This window comes from Bacillus fungorum (genome assembly GCF_002746455.1).
GTDB classification, from domain to species: Bacteria; Bacillota; Bacilli; order Bacillales; family Bacillaceae_G; genus Bacillus_A; species Bacillus_A fungorum.
In genome coordinates this window covers 115,033-136,840 of record NZ_NWUW01000002.1, presented here as the reverse complement: position 1 = coordinate 136,840, position 21,808 = coordinate 115,033, and the positions used below count along the sequence as shown (strand labels likewise).

19 protein-coding genes are annotated in these 21,808 nt (G+C 37.4%); all 19 read right to left on the bottom strand.

The features are described 5' to 3' along the window. Positions 1-15: 15 nt before the first annotated feature. Entirely contained in the window at positions 16-1,062 is a 1,047-nt protein-coding gene (asd, locus tag CO726_RS03460; RefSeq protein WP_000414856.1) for an aspartate-semialdehyde dehydrogenase, read from the bottom strand. A 150-nt stretch (positions 1,063-1,212) separates the two neighbouring features. Further along, positions 1,213-1,812: a dipicolinate synthase subunit B gene (gene dpaB / locus CO726_RS03455; RefSeq protein WP_001049480.1), complete on the bottom strand. Its 600-nt coding sequence runs from the start codon at positions 1,810-1,812 to the stop codon at positions 1,213-1,215. Then, complete coding sequence (dpaA, locus tag CO726_RS03450; RefSeq protein WP_099683301.1) at positions 1,809-2,711, bottom strand: dipicolinic acid synthetase subunit A; 903 nt, start codon at positions 2,709-2,711, stop codon at positions 1,809-1,811. The genes dpaB and dpaA overlap by 4 nt, the downstream gene beginning before the upstream one ends. Positions 2,712-2,986: 275 nt before the next feature. After that, on the bottom strand, positions 2,987-3,238 hold the full coding sequence (locus CO726_RS03445) for a YlmC/YmxH family sporulation protein (protein WP_098758294.1): 252 nt from the start codon (positions 3,236-3,238) through the stop codon (positions 2,987-2,989). Positions 3,239-3,366: 128 nt separating this feature from the next. Beyond that, positions 3,367-4,608: a M16 family metallopeptidase gene (locus CO726_RS03440; protein ID WP_099683300.1), complete on the bottom strand. Its 1,242-nt coding sequence runs from the start codon at positions 4,606-4,608 to the stop codon at positions 3,367-3,369. An 86-nt stretch (positions 4,609-4,694) separates the two neighbouring features. Further along, positions 4,695-5,594 (bottom strand): polysaccharide deacetylase family protein, encoded by a 900-nt coding sequence (locus tag CO726_RS03435; RefSeq protein WP_099683299.1) that lies wholly within the window; start codon positions 5,592-5,594, stop codon positions 4,695-4,697. Positions 5,595-5,745: 151 nt separating this feature from the next. Further along, a complete protein-coding gene (gene pnp, locus CO726_RS03430; protein WP_099683298.1) occupies positions 5,746-7,884 on the bottom strand; it encodes a polyribonucleotide nucleotidyltransferase in 2,139 nt (712 codons plus the stop codon). 160 nt (positions 7,885-8,044) lie between these two features. Further along, the gene (gene rpsO, locus CO726_RS03425) at positions 8,045-8,314 is read right to left on the bottom strand and encodes a 30S ribosomal protein S15 (protein ID WP_001229392.1); all 270 of its coding nucleotides are present in this window, start codon (positions 8,312-8,314) and stop codon (positions 8,045-8,047) included. A 100-nt stretch (positions 8,315-8,414) separates the two neighbouring features. Then, positions 8,415-9,386, bottom strand: coding sequence for a bifunctional riboflavin kinase/FAD synthetase (ribF, locus tag CO726_RS03420; protein ID WP_099683297.1), 972 nt, complete (start codon positions 9,384-9,386; stop codon positions 8,415-8,417). A gap of 43 nt (positions 9,387-9,429) precedes the next feature. Then, complete coding sequence (gene truB, locus CO726_RS03415; RefSeq protein WP_099683296.1) at positions 9,430-10,353, bottom strand: tRNA pseudouridine(55) synthase TruB; 924 nt, start codon at positions 10,351-10,353, stop codon at positions 9,430-9,432. Between the two features lie 86 nt (positions 10,354-10,439). After that, on the bottom strand, positions 10,440-10,796 hold the full coding sequence (gene rbfA, locus CO726_RS03410) for a 30S ribosome-binding factor RbfA (protein ID WP_000776443.1): 357 nt from the start codon (positions 10,794-10,796) through the stop codon (positions 10,440-10,442). 15 nt (positions 10,797-10,811) lie between these two features. Next, entirely contained in the window at positions 10,812-11,093 is a 282-nt protein-coding gene (locus CO726_RS03405) for a DUF503 domain-containing protein (protein ID WP_098758288.1), read from the bottom strand. Then, positions 11,090-13,150, bottom strand: coding sequence for a translation initiation factor IF-2 (gene infB / locus CO726_RS03400; protein ID WP_098758287.1), 2,061 nt, complete (start codon positions 13,148-13,150; stop codon positions 11,090-11,092). The genes CO726_RS03405 and infB overlap by 4 nt, the downstream gene beginning before the upstream one ends. 4 nt (positions 13,151-13,154) lie before the next feature. Further along, positions 13,155-13,466 (bottom strand): YlxQ family RNA-binding protein, encoded by a 312-nt coding sequence (locus CO726_RS03395; protein ID WP_016086616.1) that lies wholly within the window; start codon positions 13,464-13,466, stop codon positions 13,155-13,157. Next, the gene (gene rnpM, locus CO726_RS03390; protein WP_000071127.1) at positions 13,467-13,739 is read right to left on the bottom strand and encodes an RNase P modulator RnpM; all 273 of its coding nucleotides are present in this window, start codon (positions 13,737-13,739) and stop codon (positions 13,467-13,469) included. An 11-nt stretch (positions 13,740-13,750) separates the two neighbouring features. Beyond that, positions 13,751-14,857, bottom strand: coding sequence for a transcription termination factor NusA (gene nusA, locus CO726_RS03385; RefSeq protein WP_000102596.1), 1,107 nt, complete (start codon positions 14,855-14,857; stop codon positions 13,751-13,753). Between the two features lie 17 nt (positions 14,858-14,874). Continuing rightward, positions 14,875-15,345: a ribosome maturation factor RimP gene (gene rimP, locus CO726_RS03380; RefSeq protein ID WP_000359095.1), complete on the bottom strand. Its 471-nt coding sequence runs from the start codon at positions 15,343-15,345 to the stop codon at positions 14,875-14,877. Between the two features lie 332 nt (positions 15,346-15,677). Further along, on the bottom strand, positions 15,678-19,979 hold the full coding sequence (locus tag CO726_RS03375; protein WP_099683295.1) for a PolC-type DNA polymerase III: 4,302 nt from the start codon (positions 19,977-19,979) through the stop codon (positions 15,678-15,680). Positions 19,980-20,103: 124 nt separating this feature from the next. Further along, positions 20,104-21,804 (bottom strand): proline--tRNA ligase, encoded by a 1,701-nt coding sequence (locus tag CO726_RS03365; RefSeq protein ID WP_098758284.1) that lies wholly within the window; start codon positions 21,802-21,804, stop codon positions 20,104-20,106. Positions 21,805-21,808: the final 4 nt, after the last annotated feature.

The window sequence follows — 21,808 nt, the reverse complement described above, 5'->3', positions numbered from 1 at the left end:
CCTTCTCTTAGCCGTTTACACTAATTGTAATTTTACTAAGCGCTCTGCAATTTGAACAGAATTCCATGCAGCGCCTTTTAATAAGTTATCAGATACGACCCAAAGATGAAATCCTTTATCGTTATTTAAATCTTTACGGATTCTTCCAACGAATACTTCGTTTTTACCTACTGCAGTAGCTGGCATTGGATATAACTGCTCTTCTGGGTTATCTTGCAGAACAATACCTTCCGCATTTGCAAGTAAGCTCTTTAATTCTTCTACTGTTACGCCTTCTTTTTCTACTTCGATGTAAACAGACTCAGAGTGACCTGATACAACTGGTAAACGTACACATGTTGCCGCTACTTCTAATTCAGGCATATGCATAATTTTTTTCGTTTCATTAATCATTTTCATTTCTTCAAACGTAAATCCATTATCTTGGAACTTATCAATCTGTGGAATCGCGTTGAAAGCAATTTGGAAATGTTTCTTATCACCTGATACAGGTAAAACATTCGCCTTCACTTCTTCGCCATTTAAGATTGCTTGTGATTGTTCATGAAGTTCTTCAATCGCTGCCGCACCAGCACCTGATACAGCTTGATATGTGGAAACGATTACTCGTTTTAAACCATATTGCTGACGAACTGGCTCAAGAGCTACTACCATTTGAATTGTAGAACAGTTTGGATTTGCAATAATACCATTATGTTCTTTTAAGTCGTTTTCATTTACTTCAGGTACAACAAGTGGCACGTTTTCTGTCATACGGAATGCACTTGTATTATCAACAACAATCGCACCGCGCTTTGCTGCTTCTGGCGCTAATTGTTTTGATACAGATCCACCAGCACTAAATAGTGCGATATCTACTCCTTCAAAACTTTCAGGAGTTGCCTCTTGAACTGTAAATTCTTCGCCTTTAAATACAAGTTTCTTACCTGCAGATCGTTTAGATGAAAGTAACGTTAACTTCCCGATTGGAAATTCTCGTTTCTCTAAAGTATTTAACATTTGTTCACCAACTGCGCCGGTTGCTCCAACTACAGCGACATGAAAAGTTTTTTGCTTTTCCATCACTATGCCCCTTTCTAGATACCAATCCTTCTATAACTTAGAATCAGAAGGAGTATAGAATACCCCTTCTAATCTTAATAACGTTAATTTTATCATATTCTACAGTAAGAATGATGGTTTCATCAAAAATTGTCCGTTTTTTTTCGTTTTTTAATTCATATATCTGAATTTTTCTACGACAACCGGTTGCAATTGCTTTCCTTGCAGCGCTTCTAATACTGTATCTTCCAGTAACTCCATGCGAGCTACCATCGAGTTCGGTTTTTTCTCTGGTGCATCTTGACCGAATGGGACGAAATAGATGTTTTTTGTCGCCATTAGGCGCATGAGGTTTACTCCATTAAGCCCTAATGCATCATTCGTCGAAACAGCCAATACGACAGGCTTGCCATTTCTTAGCGTCGCTTTTGCTGCCATTAATACTGGAGAGTCTGTCATTGCATTTGCAAATTTACTCATAGAATTTCCCGTTAGTGGTGCAATTACCATACAATCTAGTGGAATTTTAGGTCCTAGTGGTTCTGCGCCAACGATTGAATTAATCGCTTTAAAGCCTGTTACTTCTTCAATCTTTTTAATCCACTCTGCTCCTTCTCCAAATCTCGTATTTGTTGATTGAACAGTGTAAGAAACAACAGGACGTACTTCTGCTCCCTCAGCAATTAATTTCTCTAAATGAGGCATTACTTCTTCGTACGTACAATGTGAACCAGTAAAGCCAAATCCTATTCTTTTCCCTTTTAAATTCATTCCTCATTCTCCTTTCTTGCTATTACATCTTCTGCTAGTAACTGAGAAAGAACGTTCGCTAAAATTTGCCCTGCTGTTTTCGGAGCCACAATACCTGGTAATCCAGGTGCTAACAGCGCTTTAACTCCTCTTTTTTCCGCATATCTAAAGTCGGTACCGCCTGGTTTAGAAGCTAAATCAATTACTAACGTATGAGCCGGCATTTTTGAAATGACGTTCGCTGTCACAACGAGATGCGGAATTGTATTAATGACAATATCGATATTTCCTACTTCTTTCTCAATGTCTTGCATATGAAAAGGAGAAAACATCATTTCTGTAATACGTGCAATATGTTCTGATCGTCTTGCTCCAACTTTGACATGGGCTCCTAATGATTGAAATGCTCTGGCAACACTCATCCCTGTTCTACCAAATCCTAAAACCATTACATTGGAACCATGAATTGTATAGTCGGTATGTTGAATTACCATCATTAATGTACCTTCTACAGTTGGAATAGAATTGTAGATTGCCACATCATCACGATCAAATAATTTAATAAGTTTGCGGCTTGTAGTAGATACGAGATTTTCCAAGTAAGGCGTACCAATACCTGAATATATAGTAAAATGTTCTGGTGTATTTTCAATTTGTTCTTTCGTTATAGAAACTTTTTCATTTGAAAAAATAGTATCTACTTCTCCCTTGGCGTTTGTACCTGCAACTGGCAAAATAATTGCATCTACAGTAGTGAAATCTAAATTTTGTATACTTTCTTTTGCTGCCCCTGTGAAGCCATGATCTAACTGGTCAAACCCTATCAATGAAAGTTTCGCATCCAATTCAACTAGCTTGCGAATTACTTCTAGCTGTCTTGCATCTCCTCCTATGACAGCAATATGCATCTCAGTCAACATTCCCTAATTCACCTTCTTTTTCTGTCATTTATAAGAAAAGTGCCTACTTTTTCTTTTTCCTCCACATCATATGTAATGTACGAGTTTGAGGTGATTGAAAAACAAAAAGCACGTATGATTTATCCCGCTCTTTGTATGCCGTAAAACCCCCACCTCAAAACTCTGCATTTGAGAGGACATCATGCGGGATTTTAATTGCCAGTAAAAGCTCGATTCATGTGGGCTAAAACTCAGAGGGGATGAACAAAAAAAAAGATGACCACAATGGCCATCTTTCACTTCGAATTTGAACGATCCGTAATATCACAAAGGATCATATCATGCCCCACTTTCTTAATTTGACTCCACCCGACTCTTACTTCTTGTGGCTCCTTTTTAAAACCTCCCCATTTCCCAGCAGGTATGATAAGAGCCTGTATTTGGCCATCCTTCTCATCAATCTCTAAATCCACATAGCCTAAAACCCCCATTTTTTCTGCTCTTTCTAAATTTACTATCTCTTTACCACTTAATTCACTTAATCGCATACACTCTCCCCCTACCGAATTATTAATTTAAGTTATCCATAATTAGTATCTATTCTGTATATCCAAAAAAATAACCGTATCTCATTTAAAAGAGATACGGTTATTTTTACATACTTCATATAAAGCAATTATAGTTTTATTCCTTTTGGAAGTTTTCCATCTGGACTAATTAATGCTGCAGAGAATTCATCTGTAAACATGTTACGAATTAGCGCATCTACATTTTCTTTTGTTACAGTGTTTACACTTTCAATAATTTCATCAAGTGAACGATGCTTACGAAGTAGCAATTCATTTTTACCATTGCGACTCATACGGCTATTCGTACTTTCTAAACTTAACATTAAGTTTCCTTTTAATTGCTCTTTACTATTCATGAGCTCTTTTTCTGTAATACCTGTATTTTTCAATGTTTCTAACGTTTCTTGCATTGTTTCATACAGTGTATCTAATTGTTGGCTACCTGTTCCACCATACAGTGTTAACATACCTGTATCTTCATAAGAAGAATGGTAAGAAAATACTGAGTAAGCTAACCCGCGTTGCTCACGTACTTCTTGGAATAAACGGCTACTCATACTACCGCCTAAAACGTTATTTAATACGATTAAGTTATAAATATCTTCGTGTCCCATTTGTAAGCCTTTATATCCTAAACATAAATGAGCTTGTTCTGTTTCCTTTTTACGTGCTACCTTATTAAAATGGAAAATTGGGCTATGTACTTGTTCACGGTTTGCTGTTCCTTCATAACTACCGAAATATTGCTCTACCGTTTGTAAAAAGGCTTCATCAATATTTCCTGCAACTGAAACAACTACATTTTCAGGTGTGTAATGATCCTTTATATATTGGCGTAGCGTATCACCTGTAAACGTATCAAGTGTTTCTTCTGTTCCTAAAATAGGATATCCAAGCGGATGCGTTTCATATGTTGCTTTCGTTAACATATCATGCACAATATCATCTGGAGCATCTTCGTACATTTTAATTTCTTCACATACGACATTCTTTTCTTTTTTCAATTCTTCCTCATCAAATGTTGAATTAAAGAACATATCTGCTAATACATCTAAAGCATATTTAGCATGCTCATCTAGCACTTTTGCATAGTAACAAGTGTATTCTTTGGAAGTAAAAGCATTCACTTGCCCACCAATGCTATCAAATGATTCTGCAATTTCGCGTGCACTACGTGTTTCCGTACCCTTAAAGAACATATGTTCTAAAAAGTGAGAAATCCCGTTATTTTTTTCATTTTCATTTCTTGATCCTGCATGGATCCAAATACCAATCGCAACCGATCTTACAGTTGGTATATTCTCCATAACTATTCTTACACCATTTTTACAAGTATATTTTTTAATCAAAAACTTTCCTCCTACTGCCAGTTTCTCTAAATAAGTGCTATTATTTAATGATAACAAGTTTAAGGATGAATGTCATGCAAATGTATTTAATCCACTCGTTTTTCATCCAGTAATTCTGTTATATTCCCTACTTTATATCCTTGTTCCTTCAATTTTGTAATCATTGTATCTAATGCTTCTGCTGTTGACGAAGTAGGATGCATTAACACGATAGCACCTGGATGTATTTTTCTCATTACTCTCTGCAATAGTACATCTGGCTCAGGTCGCTTCCAATCAATTGTATCGACAGTCCACATAATCGTTCCCATTTGAAAATCGTCTGCAATTTTCACGACTTCATCTCGAAAACTTCCACTCGGCGGGGCAAACCATCTCACCTTTTGATTCGTAGCTGCTTCGATCATTCGATTTGTTTTTTGCAACTGATCTCTTATTTCATCAGACGATAGCGTTTTCATATTCGGATGTGTGTAAGAATGATTGCCGACTTCTTGATTTGCATCGACAATCATTTTTGCAAATCGTAAATTTTCTTTCACCCAACGTCCTTCCAAAAAGAAAGTCGCCTTCACATCATGTTTTTTCAATAACTCTAATATACGAGGCAAATACTCGTTTCCCCATGCCACATTTATTGTTAATCCCACCATCTTTTTATTTGGATGTCCCCTATAAATTGGTGCTGGTGATAAATCTTCTAAGTGGACATTCGGTGATACTTCCTTGAATTCAAGATGTTTTTGATCAAATTTCTTTAGTTTCTTCATATTGTTATAGGATGCTTCAATATCAACTTGTCTTCCATTATATCCTGGTGTTGCTTTCCATATCTTATCAATCATCGCATTTTGAGGTGCAATCTCATATTGTTTTGCATGTTTTTGAATTTCTTCGTACAAGTTATCCTGTGCAAAAACGGAATAAGAGCCTACACTGATATATAAAAAGAATATACATATGTATGCCAATATACGAGCTTTCATATAAACCCTCCCATTAACTATATAAAAACATTTTTCTTCTTATCTTTGTTAATTTGAGCGTTATAATGAAAACTATACCTATGCTGACATAAAAATATATGTAAATCATATTTTTTACATAACAAAAAAAGCCAGTTAAACTGGCTTTTACTTATTGCTGCTCTTGTTTGTTTTCTTCTTTAGCAGCTTCTTTTTCTTGCTCTTCTTTTAGCAATACTTTTCTAGATAGATTCACACGACCTTGCTTGTCAATCTCGATAACTTTAACTGTAATTACATCACCGATTTTCACAACGTCTTCTACTTTACCTACACGCTCAAGTGCAAGCTCAGAAATGTGAACTAATCCATCTTTACCGCTGAATAATTCAACGAAAGCACCAAATTTCTCAACACGTTTCACTTTTCCTTCGTAGATTTCACCTACTTGTACTTCGCGAACGATATCTTCAATAATTTTCTTAGCTTTGTCATTCATTTCTTGATTTATTGAAGAAATGAATACTGTACCATCTTGCTCGATGTCAATTTTAACACCAGTTTCTTCAATAATTTTATTGATTTGTTTACCGCTTGGTCCGATAACGTCACGGATTTTATCTGGGTTAATTGTCATTGTAATAATCTTTGGAGCGTAAGCTGATAATTCAGTACGTGGCTCTGCAATTACAGATAACATATGATTTAGAATGTGCACACGACCAACTTTCGCTTGTTGCAATGCCTCTTCTAAAATTTCACGAGATAGACCATCGATTTTAATGTCCATTTGTAGTGCAGTTACACCTTGTGCTGTACCTGCTACTTTAAAGTCCATATCACCTAAATGATCTTCCATACCTTGAATATCAGATAAAATTGTGTAATTCTCACCTGATTTAACTAGACCCATTGCAATACCTGCAACTGGAGCTTTAAGTGGAACACCCGCATCCATCATTGCTAACGTACTACCACAAATACTTGCTTGTGAAGTAGAACCATTTGATTCTAAAACTTCAGATACAAGACGTACTGTATATGGGAAATCTTTTTCAGATGGAATTACAGGCTCAAGAGCACGTTCTCCTAGTGCACCGTGACCAATTTCACGACGACCTGGTCCACGCATTGGTCTTGTTTCACCAACACTAAATGATGGGAAATTGTAATGGTGCATAAAGCGTTTTGATTCTTCTACACCTAGACCATCTAAAATTTGCACATCGCCTAATGCACCTAATGTACAAATACTTAATGCTTGTGTTTGTCCACGTGTGAACAAACCAGAACCGTGTGTACGAGATAAAATGCCAACCTCTGATGCTAATGGACGGATTTCGTCACCTTTACGGCCATCTGGGCGGATTTTTTCAACTGTAATAAGACGACGTACTTCTTCTTTTACAATTTTATATAAAATCTCACTTACTTGTCCTAATGTATCAGCGTCAGCTTCTTGAGCTTCGTAATGCTCAATTACACGCTTTTTCACTTCATTAATTGCATCTTCACGTGCATGTTTCTCATGTACTTGAATTGCAGAATGCATATCCTTTTCAGCCATTTCACGTACAGCTTGATTAAGATCAGCGTCAACTTCATAAAGTTTCACTTCTGATTTCTCTTTACCTACAGCTTGTACAATCTCTTCTTGGAATGCAATTAGGCGTTTAATTTCGTCATGACCAAACATAATTGCTTCTAACATTGTTTCTTCAGGTACTTGATCTGCCCCTGCTTCAACCATGTTAATTGCATCTTTCGTACCAGCTACAACAAGGTGAATATCACTTTGTTCTTGCTGTTCTACTGTTGGATTGATAACGAATTCGCCATTAATACGACCAACTGTTGCACCAGCGATTGGACCTTCAAATGGAATATCTGAAATCGATAACGCTAATGAAGAACCAAGCATAGCTGCCATCTCAGAAGAACAATCTTGATCAACACTCATTACGATGCTGACAACTTGTACTTCGTTACGGAAACCATCTGCGAAAAGCGGACGAATTGGACGGTCGATTAAACGACTTGCCAAAATTGCTTTTTCACTTGGACGACCTTCACGTTTAATAAAACCGCCTGGAATTTTTCCGACTGCATATAAACGCTCTTCATAGTTTACTGTAAGTGGGAAGAAATCTACATTTTTTGCTTCTTTTGATGCAGTTGCTGTAGATAGAACCGCTGTATCGCCATATCTTACTAATACTGCTCCGTTCGCTTGCTTTGCAAGCTGACCTGTTTCAACTGTTAGCTGACGACCAGCTAAATCTATCGAGAAGACTTGCTTTTCTTGACTCATTTAAGTACCCCTCTCAATTTAAAGTATTCAATTCTTCTATGTAAATGGATAGTATATCACAATATTCTACCTCTAGTATTACCGAAAATGAAGTAAGCTATAAAGGGTAGAAGATATATTTTTACCTAACAAAAAAGCGGGAATATTCCCGCTTCTTTGACTATCGACGTAAGCCAAGCTTTGTGATTAATTCACGGTAACGTGTGATATCGCTATTACGAAGGTAAGTTAGTAAGTTACGACGTTTACCAACCATCTTTAATAGACCACGACGTGAATGATGATCTTTCTTGTGAGTACGTAAGTGCTCGTTTAGAGTGTTAATTTGCTCCGTTAGGACAGCAATTTGAACCTCTGGAGAACCAGTATCAGTCTCATGAGTTCTAAATTGTGCAATGATTTCATTTTTACGCTCTTGTGTTAAAGCCATCCTATTTCACCTCCTATTAATTAAACCCCCGATTACCTAGCAAGCGTCGGTGAGTCGCAATGCCAAGCAATGGTTGTCATAAAGTACATAACATAGAATACTACTTTTCATTTGAAAAAGCAAGTATATTCTTTTCGTTCGCAAAATATTCTTGTGCTGTTTTCTTATCTTTTGCAATTTGTTCAACTAACTCATCAATGCCATTGAATTTCTTCTCTTCCCTTATACGCATATGCCACTCTACCGTAACATTTTGATCATATATGTCGTTGTTAAATTCAAATAAATGCACTTCAATAGATAATTGACGCTCATCTTCTTTAAACGTTGGTTTATATCCAATATTACATACACCTTCGTACCATTCACCGTGAACTTTTAATCTCACTGCATAAACGCCTACAGGTGGTAATAGATACTCATCACTTAAGCCTACATTAGCTGTTGGGAAACCAATTTGACGTCCGCGTTTATCACCGTGTATAACCGTCCCCCCAACTGTGTATGCTCTACCTAAAATAGATGGAATTTGTTCCATTTCGCCATTTCGAATTAACTTTCGTAATGCTGTAGAACTTACTTTCTCTTCTTGAAATTCAACTTTTTCAATCACAGTCTGTGTAAACTCCCCTCTTGCATGAAATGGTAAAGTCTCCATCTTTCCTTTTCCTAAACGTCCATATGAATAATCAAACCCTGCTACTACATGCTTTACATTTAAACCAATAATATAATCATCTACAAATTGTTGTGGTAATAAGCCTGCAAATGATTCGTCAAATTTAACAACATATAATATATCGATTCCTAAGTTTTCGACTATTTTTTCTTTATCACACATTGGCGTAATATACTCAGCATGCGCTTCTTTTTTTCCTAAAACAACAGATGGATGCGGATAAAATGTCATAACTGCACTTTTATATCCTCGTTCATCCGCTATTTGTTTCGCAGTTCGAATCACACATTGATGTCCTAAATGAATGCCATCAAAAAATCCTAATGCCATTACAGTAGGTGGTAATTCTAATTTATTTTGTTCATGTGGATGAGTTAAATGAATAAGTTTCACGCTTGAATTCACCTTTTTCTGTAATAATCCTTCCAATAATTCATTATAGCTTTAGTTCTTGATTATTCACAAGTACTTTCATCGGCTTTAGCATACCAGGGTGTTTTGGATGGTGCTCATAAATTGCTAAACAACGATCGTTTTTATCAAACACTGTTATAAATGGCGCCGTTATTTCCAATTCATTTTTTAAGAACATACCATTCTTTATTTTCTCTGCTTGCTTTTCATCTACAACCATTTTCGGGAACTTACTTAACGCTTCATCAATTGAAATGAAGATAGACTCTACTGTTCCATTTTGCACGTTTTCTTCAATTTCTTCAAATGATATGCAATCTTCTAATAAAAATTCACCAGAAGCCGTTCTTACAAGGTGAGACATATGTGATGGAAAACCAAGTTTTTCACCAATCATTACTGCTAACGTTCTTACATATGTTCCTTTACTACACGTTACACGGAAACGGAATGAAATATTTTCTCCTTCAAAAACTTCACGGTCATCTAGTAATACAAATTCATGAATTGTAATTGTACGAACTGGACGTTCCACTTCCTGTCCTGCTCTTGCATATTCATATAATTTTTTTCCGTTAACTTTTACAGCTGAAAACATTGGGGGCATTTGCTCAATCGTACCTGTTAATGCCGCAAGAACCTCTTCTACTTCCTTACGAGTAATAACACGATCTACATTTTTCGTTTCCACAACTTCACCAGAAGCATCTTCAGTTGTTGTTGAAAACCCTAATGTCACTTCACCTTCATATTTTTTCGTTTCACTTGTTAAAAATTGTGCAATCTTCGTTGCTCTTCCAACACAAATAGGCAATACTCCTGTTACATCTGGATCTAATGTTCCTGTATGACCAATTCGTTTCTCACGCAATATCTTTCTTAATTTAAATACACAATCATGTGATGTCATGCCTTTTGGCTTATGTAATAATACTACACCTTCCATATATGTTCACCTCATCATAATTCTTTCATAGTAAATGTCCAAAATTTATTTTGCATTGAAAAAATGGATAGACAATTGTCTATCCATTATTCTTCACGTTTACCTTCTTTATTAATTTCATGTAAAAGTGTATCAATTCGATGACCATATCCGATAGACTCATCAAACTCAAAGGAAATTTCCGGTGTTTTACGAAGACGAATACGCTGGCCAATTTCTGAACGAATGAAGCCCTTTGCCTTCGCTAAACCTTTTAATGTACTTTCTTTCTGTTCTTCATCACCTAAAACAGAAATATACACTGTAGCAATTTGTAAATCTCCACTCACTTGTACATCTGTTACTGTAACAAATCCGACACGTGGATCTTTAATTTTACGACTGATGATGTCGCCTAATTCTTTTTTCATTTGCTCGCCTACACGGTTTGCACGTAATTTCATAACTCTTCACCTCATTCAATACCATTCCACTTGTGTTATCGTACGTTCAATTTCAGGAAATGAATCGATGTACTCAAGTACACGATTCATTTCTTTTTCACAAATAACACGATTGGAGGATACAGAAACAATTGCAATTTCCGTACGTTGCCATACATCTTGATGCCCTACTTCTGAAACAGCTACGTTATAACGCTGTTTCACACGAGTTAGCACCCGTTGCAAAATTGCTCGTTTCTCTTTTAAAGAATGCACATCGTAAATCATACACTCGAATGAGAGTGAAGCGATAATCATCGCTTCACTTCTTCCATAATGTATGCTTCAATGATGTCCCCTTCTTTAAGATCATTATATCTCTCAATTGTAATACCACACTCATAGTTTTGTGCAACTTCTTTTACGTCATCTTTGAAACGTTTTAACGTATCAAGTTGTCCTTCGAAAATTACTACGCCATCACGGATAATACGCACGCCACTATCACGTGTAATTTTACCGTCTGTTACGTAACAACCTGCGATTGTTCCAACTTTTGTTACTTTAAACGTTTGACGTACTTCTGCTTGACCGATTACTTTTTCTTCGAATTCTGGATCTAGCATACCTTGCATCGCTGCTTCGATCTCTTCGATTACTTTATAGATAATACGGTGTAAACGAATATCAACGTTCTCTAATTCAGCTGTACGCTTCGCATTCACATCTGGGCGTACGTTAAATCCAATTACAATTGCATTAGATGCAGAAGCTAAAATAATATCAGATTCTGTAATCGCACCTACGCCTGTATGGATAATTTTAACTTTAACACCTTCAACATCAATTTTACGAAGTGATGCTGCCATTGCTTCTACAGAACCTTGTACGTCTGCTTTCACAATTAAGTTAATTTCTTTTACATCGCCCTCTTGGATTTGTTGGAATAAATCTTCAAGGCTTAGTTTAGATTTTTCACCACGTTGTGCAACTAACGCTTCTTGTGCACGTGATTCACCGATTTGACGCGCTTTCTTCTCATCAGCGAATGCCATGAAACGATCTCCCGCTTGTGGTACTTCGTTTAAACCTGTAATTTCAACAGGAGTTGATGGACCAGCAACTTTTACACGACGACCAATATCACTTACCATTGCACGAACACGTCCGAATGAAGTACCAACAACGATTGGGTCTCCAACTCGAAGCGTACCGTTTTGAACAAGTAATGTCGCGATAGTTCCTTTACCTTTATCAAGCTGTGCTTCGATTACAGTACCAGTTGCATAGCGGTTTGGATTTGCTTTATATTCTTCTACTTCACTTACAAGAAGAATCATTTCTAGTAAGTTGTCAATTCCTTCACCTTGAATTGCAGAAATTGGTACGAAGATTGTATCTCCACCCCATGCTTCTGGAACTAATTCATATTCTGTTAATTCTTGCATTACGCGATCAGGATTTGCTGCTGGTTTATCCATTTTATTCACAGCTACAATAATTGGTACTCCCGCTGCTTTCGCATGGTTAATCGCTTCAACTGTTTGTGGCATAACGCCGTCATCAGCTGCAACAACAAGGATTGTAATATCAGTTACTTGCGCACCACGAGCACGCATCGTTGTAAACGCCGCGTGACCAGGTGTATCTAAGAAGGTAATCTTCTTGTCATTTACTTCAACTTGGTATGCACCAATATGCTGAGTAATTCCACCTGCTTCGCCAGCAGTTACTTTAGAGTTACGGATAGAGTCAAGTAATGTTGTTTTACCATGGTCAACGTGTCCCATGATTGTAACTACAGCTGGGCGCTCTTTTAAGTTCTCTTCATCATCTTGCTCATCGATGAATGTTTCAAACTCAGTCTCGCTTACAATTACTTCTTCTTCTACTTCAATACCGTAGTCGTTAGCAATTAACTCAATTGTATCTTTATCTAAGTCTTGGTTAATTGTTGCCATAATTCCAAGCATGAAGAGCTTCTTAATAATTTCAGATGGCTCTTTGCTTAATTTCTTAGCAAGATCACCTACTGTAAGGCTTCCAGAGAAAGTAATTTTATCTGGTGTTTCTACAGTTTGTGTTTGTTGTCTTCCAGCAAAGTTCTCTTGACGCTTGTCTTCGTTTCCTTTGCCTTTTTTCTTTTTCTTATTGCTGTTCTTTTTACTACGAACAACTTTTTCTTCTACTTCAAACTCATCTGCAACAGAAGGTTTTTCAGCTTGATACTCATTATCTAATTTGTTTACTACTTCATCTTCTAACATTGTCATATGATTCGAAACCTCGATATTCATTTCTTTTAGTTTTGTCATAAGATCTTTACTTGAGATATTATGTTTTTTTGCATATTCATGCACTCGAATTTTACTCATACCTTCACCCCCGGTAATTTGTATCGAGCATGCTACGCAGCTTTTTCGCAAAGCCTTCATCTAACACAGCTACAACGACTCGCTCATCTCTCCCAATCGCATGCCCTAATTGTTGTCGATTTTCGACCTTTCTCATTGGTACGTTGTAATACGTCGTTTTATCCGTGATGCGTTTTGTAGTATTTGCTGACGCATCTTCAGATAGCAATACAAGCTTTGCTTTGCCACTTCGTACTTCTTTTAAAACGAGTTCTTCACCCGAAATAATTTTTCGAGCCCGGTTTGCTAGTCCTAAAAACGATTTCCAATCGGACACTTATTTCGACTCCTTCTCAACAAGCTCAAGAAGCTCTTCGTATAGAGAACCGTCGATTTTCGCTTTTAGATGATGTTCCAAAACATTCTTCTTTTGAGCTTGAAGGATGCTTTCTTTATCTTTTGATAAATAAGCACCTCGTCCTGATTTCTTTCCAGTTAAATCAATAGACACTTCTCCCTCTTTGGAACGAACAATGCGAACTAGCTCTCGTTTTGATTTCATTTCTTGCGTTGCAACACATTTTCGTAACGGAACTTTTCGATTGCTCATACTCATCACCTCTATTCGATTTCGTCTTCAACTGAATCGAATCCGAATGCGATTACGCTATCTTCTTCTGTTACAATACCAAGTTGTTTCGCATCAGACTCACTCTTAATATCAATTTTCCAACCTGTTAATTTAGCTGCAAGACGTGCATTTTGTCCACGCTTACCGATAGCTAATGACAGTTGGTGGTCTGGAACAACAACTGTTGTTGCTTTTTCTTCTTCATCTACAAGTACTTTAACAACTTGTGATGGGCTTAAAGCATTTGCAACATATTCTACTGGATCATTTGACCAACGAACGATGTCAATTTTTTCACCTTTTAGTTCGTCTACAATGCGTTGTACACGTTGCCCTTTCGGTCCTACACAAGAACCTACTGGATCAACATCAATGTTCTCTGCATGTACAGAAATTTTAGAACGATCGCCTGCTTCACGTGCTACAGAACGAATTTCAACAGTTCCATCATAAATTTCAGGAACTTCCATTTCGAATAAACGTTTTAAAAGACCAGGATGTGTACGTGATACGTAAATTTGTGGTCCCTTAGTTGTTTTTTCTACTTTCGTAATGAATACGCGAATACGATCATGTGGTTTATACTGTTCGTTTGGCATTTGCTCACTTACAGGTAATAAAGCTTCTACTTTCCCTAAGCTTACATAGATGAAACGAGCATCTTGACGTTGTACGATACCCACCATGATATCTTCTTCACGGTCACTAAACTCAGAGTAAATAACACCACGCTCTGCTTCACGCACTCGTTGTGTTACAACCTGTTTTGCAGTTTGTGCTGCAATACGACCGAAATCTTTTGGTGTTACTTCAATCTCTAGTACGTCACCATCTTGATAGTTTGGATTAATTTGTCTTGCTTCTTCAACAGAAATTTCAAGACGTGGATCAAACACATTATCAACAACGTCTTTACGTGCTAAAACTTGGATTGTTCCCACTTCTGGGTTAAAGCTCACACGAACGTTTTGTGCTTGGTTAAAATTGCGTTTATAAGCAGAGATTAACGCTGCTTCAATCGCATCAATAATAATATCTTTGCTAATTCCTTTTTCTGACTCTAATACGAGCAAGGCATCTAACAACTCAGTGCTCATGAAGATCCCCCTTCTAACTAAAACGTAACAGCAAGTCGCGCATTTGCAACTTTATCCATTGGAATTTGGATTTCTTTTTTACGTGTTTTAATTGTTAATAATAGTGTAATTGTAGTACCATCGTAGGAAAGTAGCTTTCCTTCAAACATCTTTTCACCATCAATCGGCTCATATGTTTTAATTGCCACTTGTTTTCCTACCGCTTGCTGGAAGTCTTTCTCTTTCTTTAATGGGCGTTCCGCTCCAGGAGATGATACATCCAAAAAGTAAAGATGAGGAATTGGATCCTCTTTATCTAAAGCTTCGCTTAAACGTTCACTTACCGCACCGCATTCTTCAATGTCGACTCCCTTTTCAGAATCGATGAATACGCGTAAGAACCAGTCTTGTCCTTCTTTCACATACTCTACATCTACAAGTTCAAGATTTAACTCTTCAACGATTGGCTGCGCAAATGCTTCTACAACTTCTGTGACTTTCTTATCCATAAACAGCCTCCTTCCTGCCGCCATGTACCATTTACAAGAAAAGACTCCGTCCATAGAACGGTCTATCTTATTCTTTCTCGTTAGCTAACAAAAGCCCCTGCCGTTAAGCAGGGAATATCTGTCTTAGTATTACCAAATTTAAGAAGTAAAACTTGTAACAAAATATGTATATACGACAGAAATTTCTTACCTCTCCACATCAATAAAACGTAGATAGTAACACGAAAGAGTGGGTTTCCCCACTCTTTTTTTCACACAATATACATGACATGGTTATCTCGGTTAATAGTATACCATAGCAAATGTTGATTTGCAAAGACTTTTCCTACCTACTAGAACAGTGATAACTGGTTTTGATCAGGTAGATCTCCTAAGCAACCTTGACTATCTAAATACTCAATAATTGTTTTTGAAACCTTACTGCGCTGCTGTAAATCTTCTTTTGATAAGAAATCTCCATTTTTGCGTGCTTCTACAATACTTAAAGCTGCGTTTGTACCAAGTCCAGGCACTGCATTAAATGGAGGAATTAAAGTATCTCCATCAATAATAAAATCTGTTGCATGAGAGCGATACAAATCAACCTTTTGGAATGAGTATCCTCGCTCACACATTTCAAGTGTCATTTCTAGTACTGTTAATAAACTCTTCTCTTTCGGCGCTGCATCCAAACCTTTTTGCGCAATTTCATCAATTCTTGCACGTATAGCTGCTGAACCTTTCGCCATTGCCTCTACGTCAAAGTCATCTGCACGAACCGTAAAGTATGCCGCATAGAATAGAAGCGCGAAATGCACTTTAAAGTATGCGATACGTACGGCCATAAGTACATAAGCAGCCGCATGGGCTTTAGGGAACATGTACTTAATCTTCTTACATGAATCAATATACCAACCTGGTACATTATTACTTCTCATGTCCTCTTCCCATTCTTCCGGCACACCTTTACCTTTACGAACCGACTCCATGATTTTGAAGGCTAATGATGGGTCTAAACCTTGATAGATTAAATATACCATGATGTCATCACGACAACCGATAACTTCACTCAGCGTACATGTACCGTTATAAATTAACTCGTTTGCATTACCAAGCCATACGTCCGTACCATGTGATAGTCCAGAAATTTGGACTAACTCTGAGAACGTCGTAGGTTTCGTCTCTTCTAACATCTGCCTTACGAATTTCGTACCAAACTCTGGTATACCAAGTGTACCTGTTTTACAGTTAATTTGTTCTTCCGTTACACCTAACGATTCTGGTCCAGAGAAAATTTTCATTACTTCTGGATCGTCCGTTGGGATTGTTTTCGGATCGATACCACTTAAATCTTGTAACATACGAATAACGGTCGGATCATCGTGTCCTAGTATATCAAGTTTCAATAAATTATCATGAATCGAGTGGAAATCAAAGTGTGTCGTTCTCCACTCAGCCCCTATTGAATCCGCTGGAAACTGTATTGGTGAGAAATCAAAGATGTCCATGTAATCTGGCACAACAATAATACCACCTGGATGCTGTCCGGTGGTACGTTTTACACCGGTACACCCTGCTACTAAGCGGTCAATCTCTGCATTTCGAATCGTTAAATTATGATCATTTGCATAACCTTTTACATATCCATAAGCAGTTTTTTCCGCAACTGTACCAATCGTTCCTGCACGATATACATAATCTTCACCGAACAGTACTTTCGTATAGTTATGGGCACGTGGTTGGTATTCCCCGGAGAAATTCAAATCGATATCGGGTACCTTATCTCCTTTAAATCCAAGGAACGTTTCGAACGGAATATCATGTCCATCTTTTACATATGGAATATTACAAGCCGGACATTCTTTATCCGGTAAGTCGAAACCAGAACCTACAGAACCATCATTAAAGAATTCTGATTGCTTACATCTCGGACATACATAGTGTGGTGGTAATGGGTTTACTTCTGTAATTTCCATCATCGTTGCAACGAATGATGAACCTACCGATCCACGCGAACCTACTAGATATCCGTCTACTAACGATTTTTTCACAAGTTTATGTGAAATTAAATAAATTACGGCGAATCCATGCCCAATAATACTTTTTAATTCTTTTTCTAAACGCGCTTCTACAATTTCAGGTAACTCTTCACCATAAATGCTACGCGCCATTTCATAACTCATATCACGCGTTTCATCATCCGCACCTTCAATTTTCGGTGTGTATAGATCATCTTTTACTGGATGAACATCGCCAATTAATGATGCAATCTTTTGTGTATTCGTTACGACAATTTCTTTCGCTACGTCTTCACCTAAGAATGAGAAACACTCTAACATTTCATCCGTTGTACGGAAATGTACAGGTGGTAATGAATGTCGGTTTAACGGATTGGCTCCGCCCTGTGAACTAACTAAAATTTTACGATACATTGCATCTTCTGGATCTAAATAATGCACGTTTCCGGTAGCGACAACTGGTTTATCTAACGTCTCACCTAGTTTTACTAAGTTCGAAATAATTGTTTTTAATTGCCCCTCATCTCGAACAAGTTCACGCTCTACTAAATGACGTAGCACTTCTGGTGGCATTACTTCAATGTAATCATAGAACTGTGCAATTTCTTCTACCTCTTCAGGAGCTTTTTGCATCATCGCCTCAAATACTTCACCTTTATCACAAGCCGTTCCTACTAAAATTCCTTCACGATATTTTTTTAATAGTGATCTCGGTACACGTGGTACACGATAAAAGTAATTTAGATGCGAATAGGAAACAAGTTTATATAGATTTTTCAACCCAACATCTGATGTAGCAAGTAATGTCATATGACTTGGACGTCCACGCTTGTACGCATCACCTTGCCCCATGCTATCGTTTAATTGATCGTGATATTCAAATCCTTTTTCAATCACATCTTTTAACATTTTTACAAGTAAGTATCCCGTTGCTTCTGTATCATAAATCGCACGGTGATGTTGCGTTAATTCAATATCAAGCTTTTTACACATCGTATTTAATCGATGATTTTTCATTTCTGGGAATAAGAATCTTGCGAGTTCTAACGTATCAATAACTGGGTTATTCGTTTTTTCGAGTCCCGCCTTTTTAAAACCTACGTTAATAAAGCCCATATCGAAGCTTGCGTTATGAGCAACAAGTGTATGGTCGCCCATCCATTCCTCAAACTTTTTAAACACTTCGTCCACTTCTGGTGCATCAGTTAACATATCATCTGTAATACCTGTTAGTTCAATAATTGTCGCAGATAATGGTTGATGCGGATTTGCGAACGATTCAAAACGGTCAATAATTTCGCCACCTTTTACCTTTACGGCAGCTAACTCAATGACAGTGTCATACACAGCAGATAACCCTGTTGTCTCAACATCAAAAACAACATATGTTTCATCTGCAAGTAGACGATGCGCTTCGTTATATGCAATCGGTACACCATCATTAACTAAATTCGCCTCAACACCGTATATAACTTTAATCCCAGCCTTTTTGCCAGCAGAATATGCTTCTGGGAATGACTGCGCAACAGCATGGTCTGTAACCGCAATGGCCTCATGCCCCCATTTACCTGCTTGGGCTACAAGTCTAGAAACCGGAGTAACAGCATCCATTTGGCTCATTGGTGTGTGAAGATGGAGCTCTACACGCTTTTCACCTTCTGGCGCTTTATCTTTACGAGACGGTCCTGTTATTTCATTAATATCATTTGCAATCATTACTAAATCTCGAACGAATGTATCATTTTGAACAGAACCACGCGCTTTCACCCACATTCCTTTTTTCAAGGACTGCAGCATTGGAATATCTTCTTTGTCACGCGAGAACATTTTAATCATAATAGAATCCGTATAATCTGTTATTTTTAAAGTTAATAACGTACGGCCACTACGAAGCTCTTTCGTTTCTACATGGAAGACATATCCTTGAACTGTTTTTCTTCTTTCTTCATCTTGAATTTCTCGCATCGGTGTAATCTCTTCATCTGGCTTAATTAGATATCCGAGTACAACCGGTCCTTCATGCACAACGCTACTTTCTTCAGCTTGCTTCTTCGCCATTTCTTCCATCGCTTGTATAACACGTTCGCGGTCTTCTTGCTGTGTTTGCTCACGAAACTTTTGCATTTCTTCTGTATTTTGCTGTATATGTGTATCTAACTGGAAACGTGGGAATCCAAAAGCTTCGTATTGATCCCCTACTGGTTTCGCAACGTTTTTCTTTAAAGCAGTAGATTCCAGCTCATTATTCACATTTATTAGCAACTTCACTCCATTCACCTGCGGAAGCTGCTTCTTTAAGTAAGCAAACATAGGTGAAAATGTAATTCGTTCCGTACAAAGTGGCCAATACGCCCTCACTTGTTCTTCTGTAAATTGTTTATTCTCTGTTTCTAATGCAAATGTTGTTCTTGCAATATGAGAAAATGATTGCTTAAGCTTTGTTTCTAGCAATTCATATAATTCTGTAGGCAAAATACGTGGCACTTGTAAATCAAAATGCCAACTTTTATTCGCTTTATCAATAACGAGCCTTTCAATACCACCGCCTTGTAAATATTGATTTATAAGGTCGTCTGGTATTTGTAACTGCTGGAGCAAAATTTGAAATCGCTCTTGTTGTTCATTTGTTAAAGACATAAGCACTCTCCTTCCATTTGCTATTATAAATTGAAACGTACTACAAAGAAAGATTTCTCCCTTCTTCTTTTACAAAATACGTTTACAAAGAAAGAGAAGGTACCCCATTACGAGGTACCTCTTCTTATTTTAAAATATTAGCAATATATGTTTGAAGTTCTTCTACTTTCACTTCTTCAGACTCGCCTGTAGCACGTACTTTCACTTCTACAATACCTTCGTCTGCTTTTTTACCAACTGTCACACGAACTGGAAGGCCGAATAAATCTGCATCTGCAAATTTAACACCTGCACGTTCTGCACGATCATCTAGTAATACTTCATATCCTTGCTCTTGTAACGAGTTGTAAATGTTCTCACCCATTTCACGTTGTGCATCAGATTTCATATTTACTGGAATTACATGCACATGGAACGGTGCAACAGCTTTTGGCCAAACTAAACCGTTCTCATCATTAAATTGCTCTGCAATTGCTGCCACTGTACGAGATACACCGATACCGTAACAACCCATAATAAGTGGTTGTGTTTTTCCGTTTTCATCTAGGAATGTTGCGTTCATCGCTTCACTATAACGAGTTCCTAATTTGAATACATGACCAACTTCAATTCCGCGTGCGAAAAGAATTGTTCCCTTTCCATCTGGAGATTGGTCTCCTTCTTGAATGAAGCGTAAATCTGTATATTGACTTACTTTAAAGTCACGTTCTGGATTTACATTTACATAATGGAATCCTTCTTCGTTCGCTCCTGAGCATCCGTTGACAATTGATGCTACAGCGTGATCAGCAATAATTTCAATATCACCTGTTACACCAATCGGTCCTAATGAACCAACTTCACAATTTAATAATTCTTTTATTTCTTCATGAGAAGCAAGCTCAACAACTGAAGCACCGTATACATTTTTCACTTTTACATCGTTTACTTCGTGATCACCACGAACAAGTACAACTACTAATTTCTCATCTACTTTAAACACCATAGACTTAATGCAATTGTCTGCTTCAATGTTTAAGAATGCAGATACTTCTTCGATTGCTTTTTGGTCTGGTGTTGCTACTTTTTCAAGTGCTTTTTCTGCTTCTTCACTCTTCGTATACGTAGCTACAACAGGAGCCATTTCGATATTCGCTGCATAATCAGATGTATCAGAATATGCAATTGTATCTTCACCAACATCAGATAATACCATAAATTCATGTGTATCTTTTCCGCCCATTGCTCCAGAGTCAGCAATAACCGCACGGAAATTCAAGCCACAACGAGCAAAAATGTTAGAGTATGCTTTGTATAAGCGATCGTACACTTCATCTAAGCTCTCTTGTGTAGCATGGAAAGAGTATGCATCTTTCATTAGAAACTCTCTTCCACGTAATAAACCGAAACGAGGTCTTTGTTCATCACGGAATTTTGTTTGAATTTGGTATAATGTTAATGGTAATTTTTTATATGATTTCACTTCATCACGCACAAGATCCGTAATTACTTCTTCATGTGTCGCTCCTAATGCGAATTCACGAGCGTTACGATCTTTCATACGCATTAATTCAGATCCGTAAGAATACCAACGACCTGACTCTTGCCATAACTCTGCAGCTTGCATCGCTGGCATTAATAATTCTACAGCTCCCGCGCGCTCCATTTCTTCTCGAACAATTCGTTCTACTTTGTGTAGTACTTTTAAACCAAATGGTAAAAAACTATAAATACCAGAAGCATTTTGACGCATAAAACCTGCACGAAGTAATAACTGATGACTCTTAATCTCCGCATCAGCTGGAACTTCACGTAATGTAGGACTGAATACCATACTTTGTTTCATTTAT

Bases quoted from the DNA above. Each gene is read 5' to 3' on its own strand.
- rpsO (WP_001229392.1), bottom strand. From the start codon at position 8,314: ATGGCTTTAACACAAGAGCGTAAAAATGAAATCATTGCACAATTTAGA.
- dpaB (WP_001049480.1), bottom strand. From the start codon at position 1,812: ATGAATTTAAAAGGGAAAAGAATAGGATTTGGCTTTACTGGTTCACAT.
- CO726_RS03405 (WP_098758288.1), bottom strand. From the start codon at position 11,093: ATGATTATCGCTTCACTCTCATTCGAGTGTATGATTTACGATGTGCAT.
- rnpM (WP_000071127.1), bottom strand. From the start codon at position 13,739: ATGAGCAATCGAAAAGTTCCGTTACGAAAATGTGTTGCAACGCAAGAA.
- asd (WP_000414856.1), bottom strand. From the start codon at position 1,062: ATGGAAAAGCAAAAAACTTTTCATGTCGCTGTAGTTGGAGCAACCGGC.
- rimP (WP_000359095.1), bottom strand. From the start codon at position 15,345: ATGGATAAGAAAGTCACAGAAGTTGTAGAAGCATTTGCGCAGCCAATC.
- truB (WP_099683296.1), bottom strand. From the start codon at position 10,353: ATGGAAGGTGTAGTATTATTACATAAGCCAAAAGGCATGACATCACAT.
- dpaA (WP_099683301.1), bottom strand. From the start codon at position 2,711: ATGTTGACTGAGATGCATATTGCTGTCATAGGAGGAGATGCAAGACAG.
- CO726_RS03435 (WP_099683299.1), bottom strand. From the start codon at position 5,594: ATGAAAGCTCGTATATTGGCATACATATGTATATTCTTTTTATATATC.
- pnp (WP_099683298.1), bottom strand. From the start codon at position 7,884: ATGAGTCAAGAAAAGCAAGTCTTCTCGATAGATTTAGCTGGTCGTCAG.
- CO726_RS03445 (WP_098758294.1), bottom strand. From the start codon at position 3,238: ATGCGATTAAGTGAATTAAGTGGTAAAGAGATAGTAAATTTAGAAAGA.
- infB (WP_098758287.1), bottom strand. From the start codon at position 13,150: ATGAGTAAAATTCGAGTGCATGAATATGCAAAAAAACATAATATCTCA.
- CO726_RS03375 (WP_099683295.1), bottom strand. From the start codon at position 19,979: ATGTCTTTAACAAATGAACAACAAGAGCGATTTCAAATTTTGCTCCAG.
- rbfA (WP_000776443.1), bottom strand. From the start codon at position 10,796: ATGAAATTACGTGCAAACCGTGTAGGCGAGCAAATGAAAAAAGAATTA.
- CO726_RS03365 (WP_098758284.1), bottom strand. From the start codon at position 21,804: ATGAAACAAAGTATGGTATTCAGTCCTACATTACGTGAAGTTCCAGCT.
- nusA (WP_000102596.1), bottom strand. From the start codon at position 14,857: ATGAGCACTGAGTTGTTAGATGCCTTGCTCGTATTAGAGTCAGAAAAA.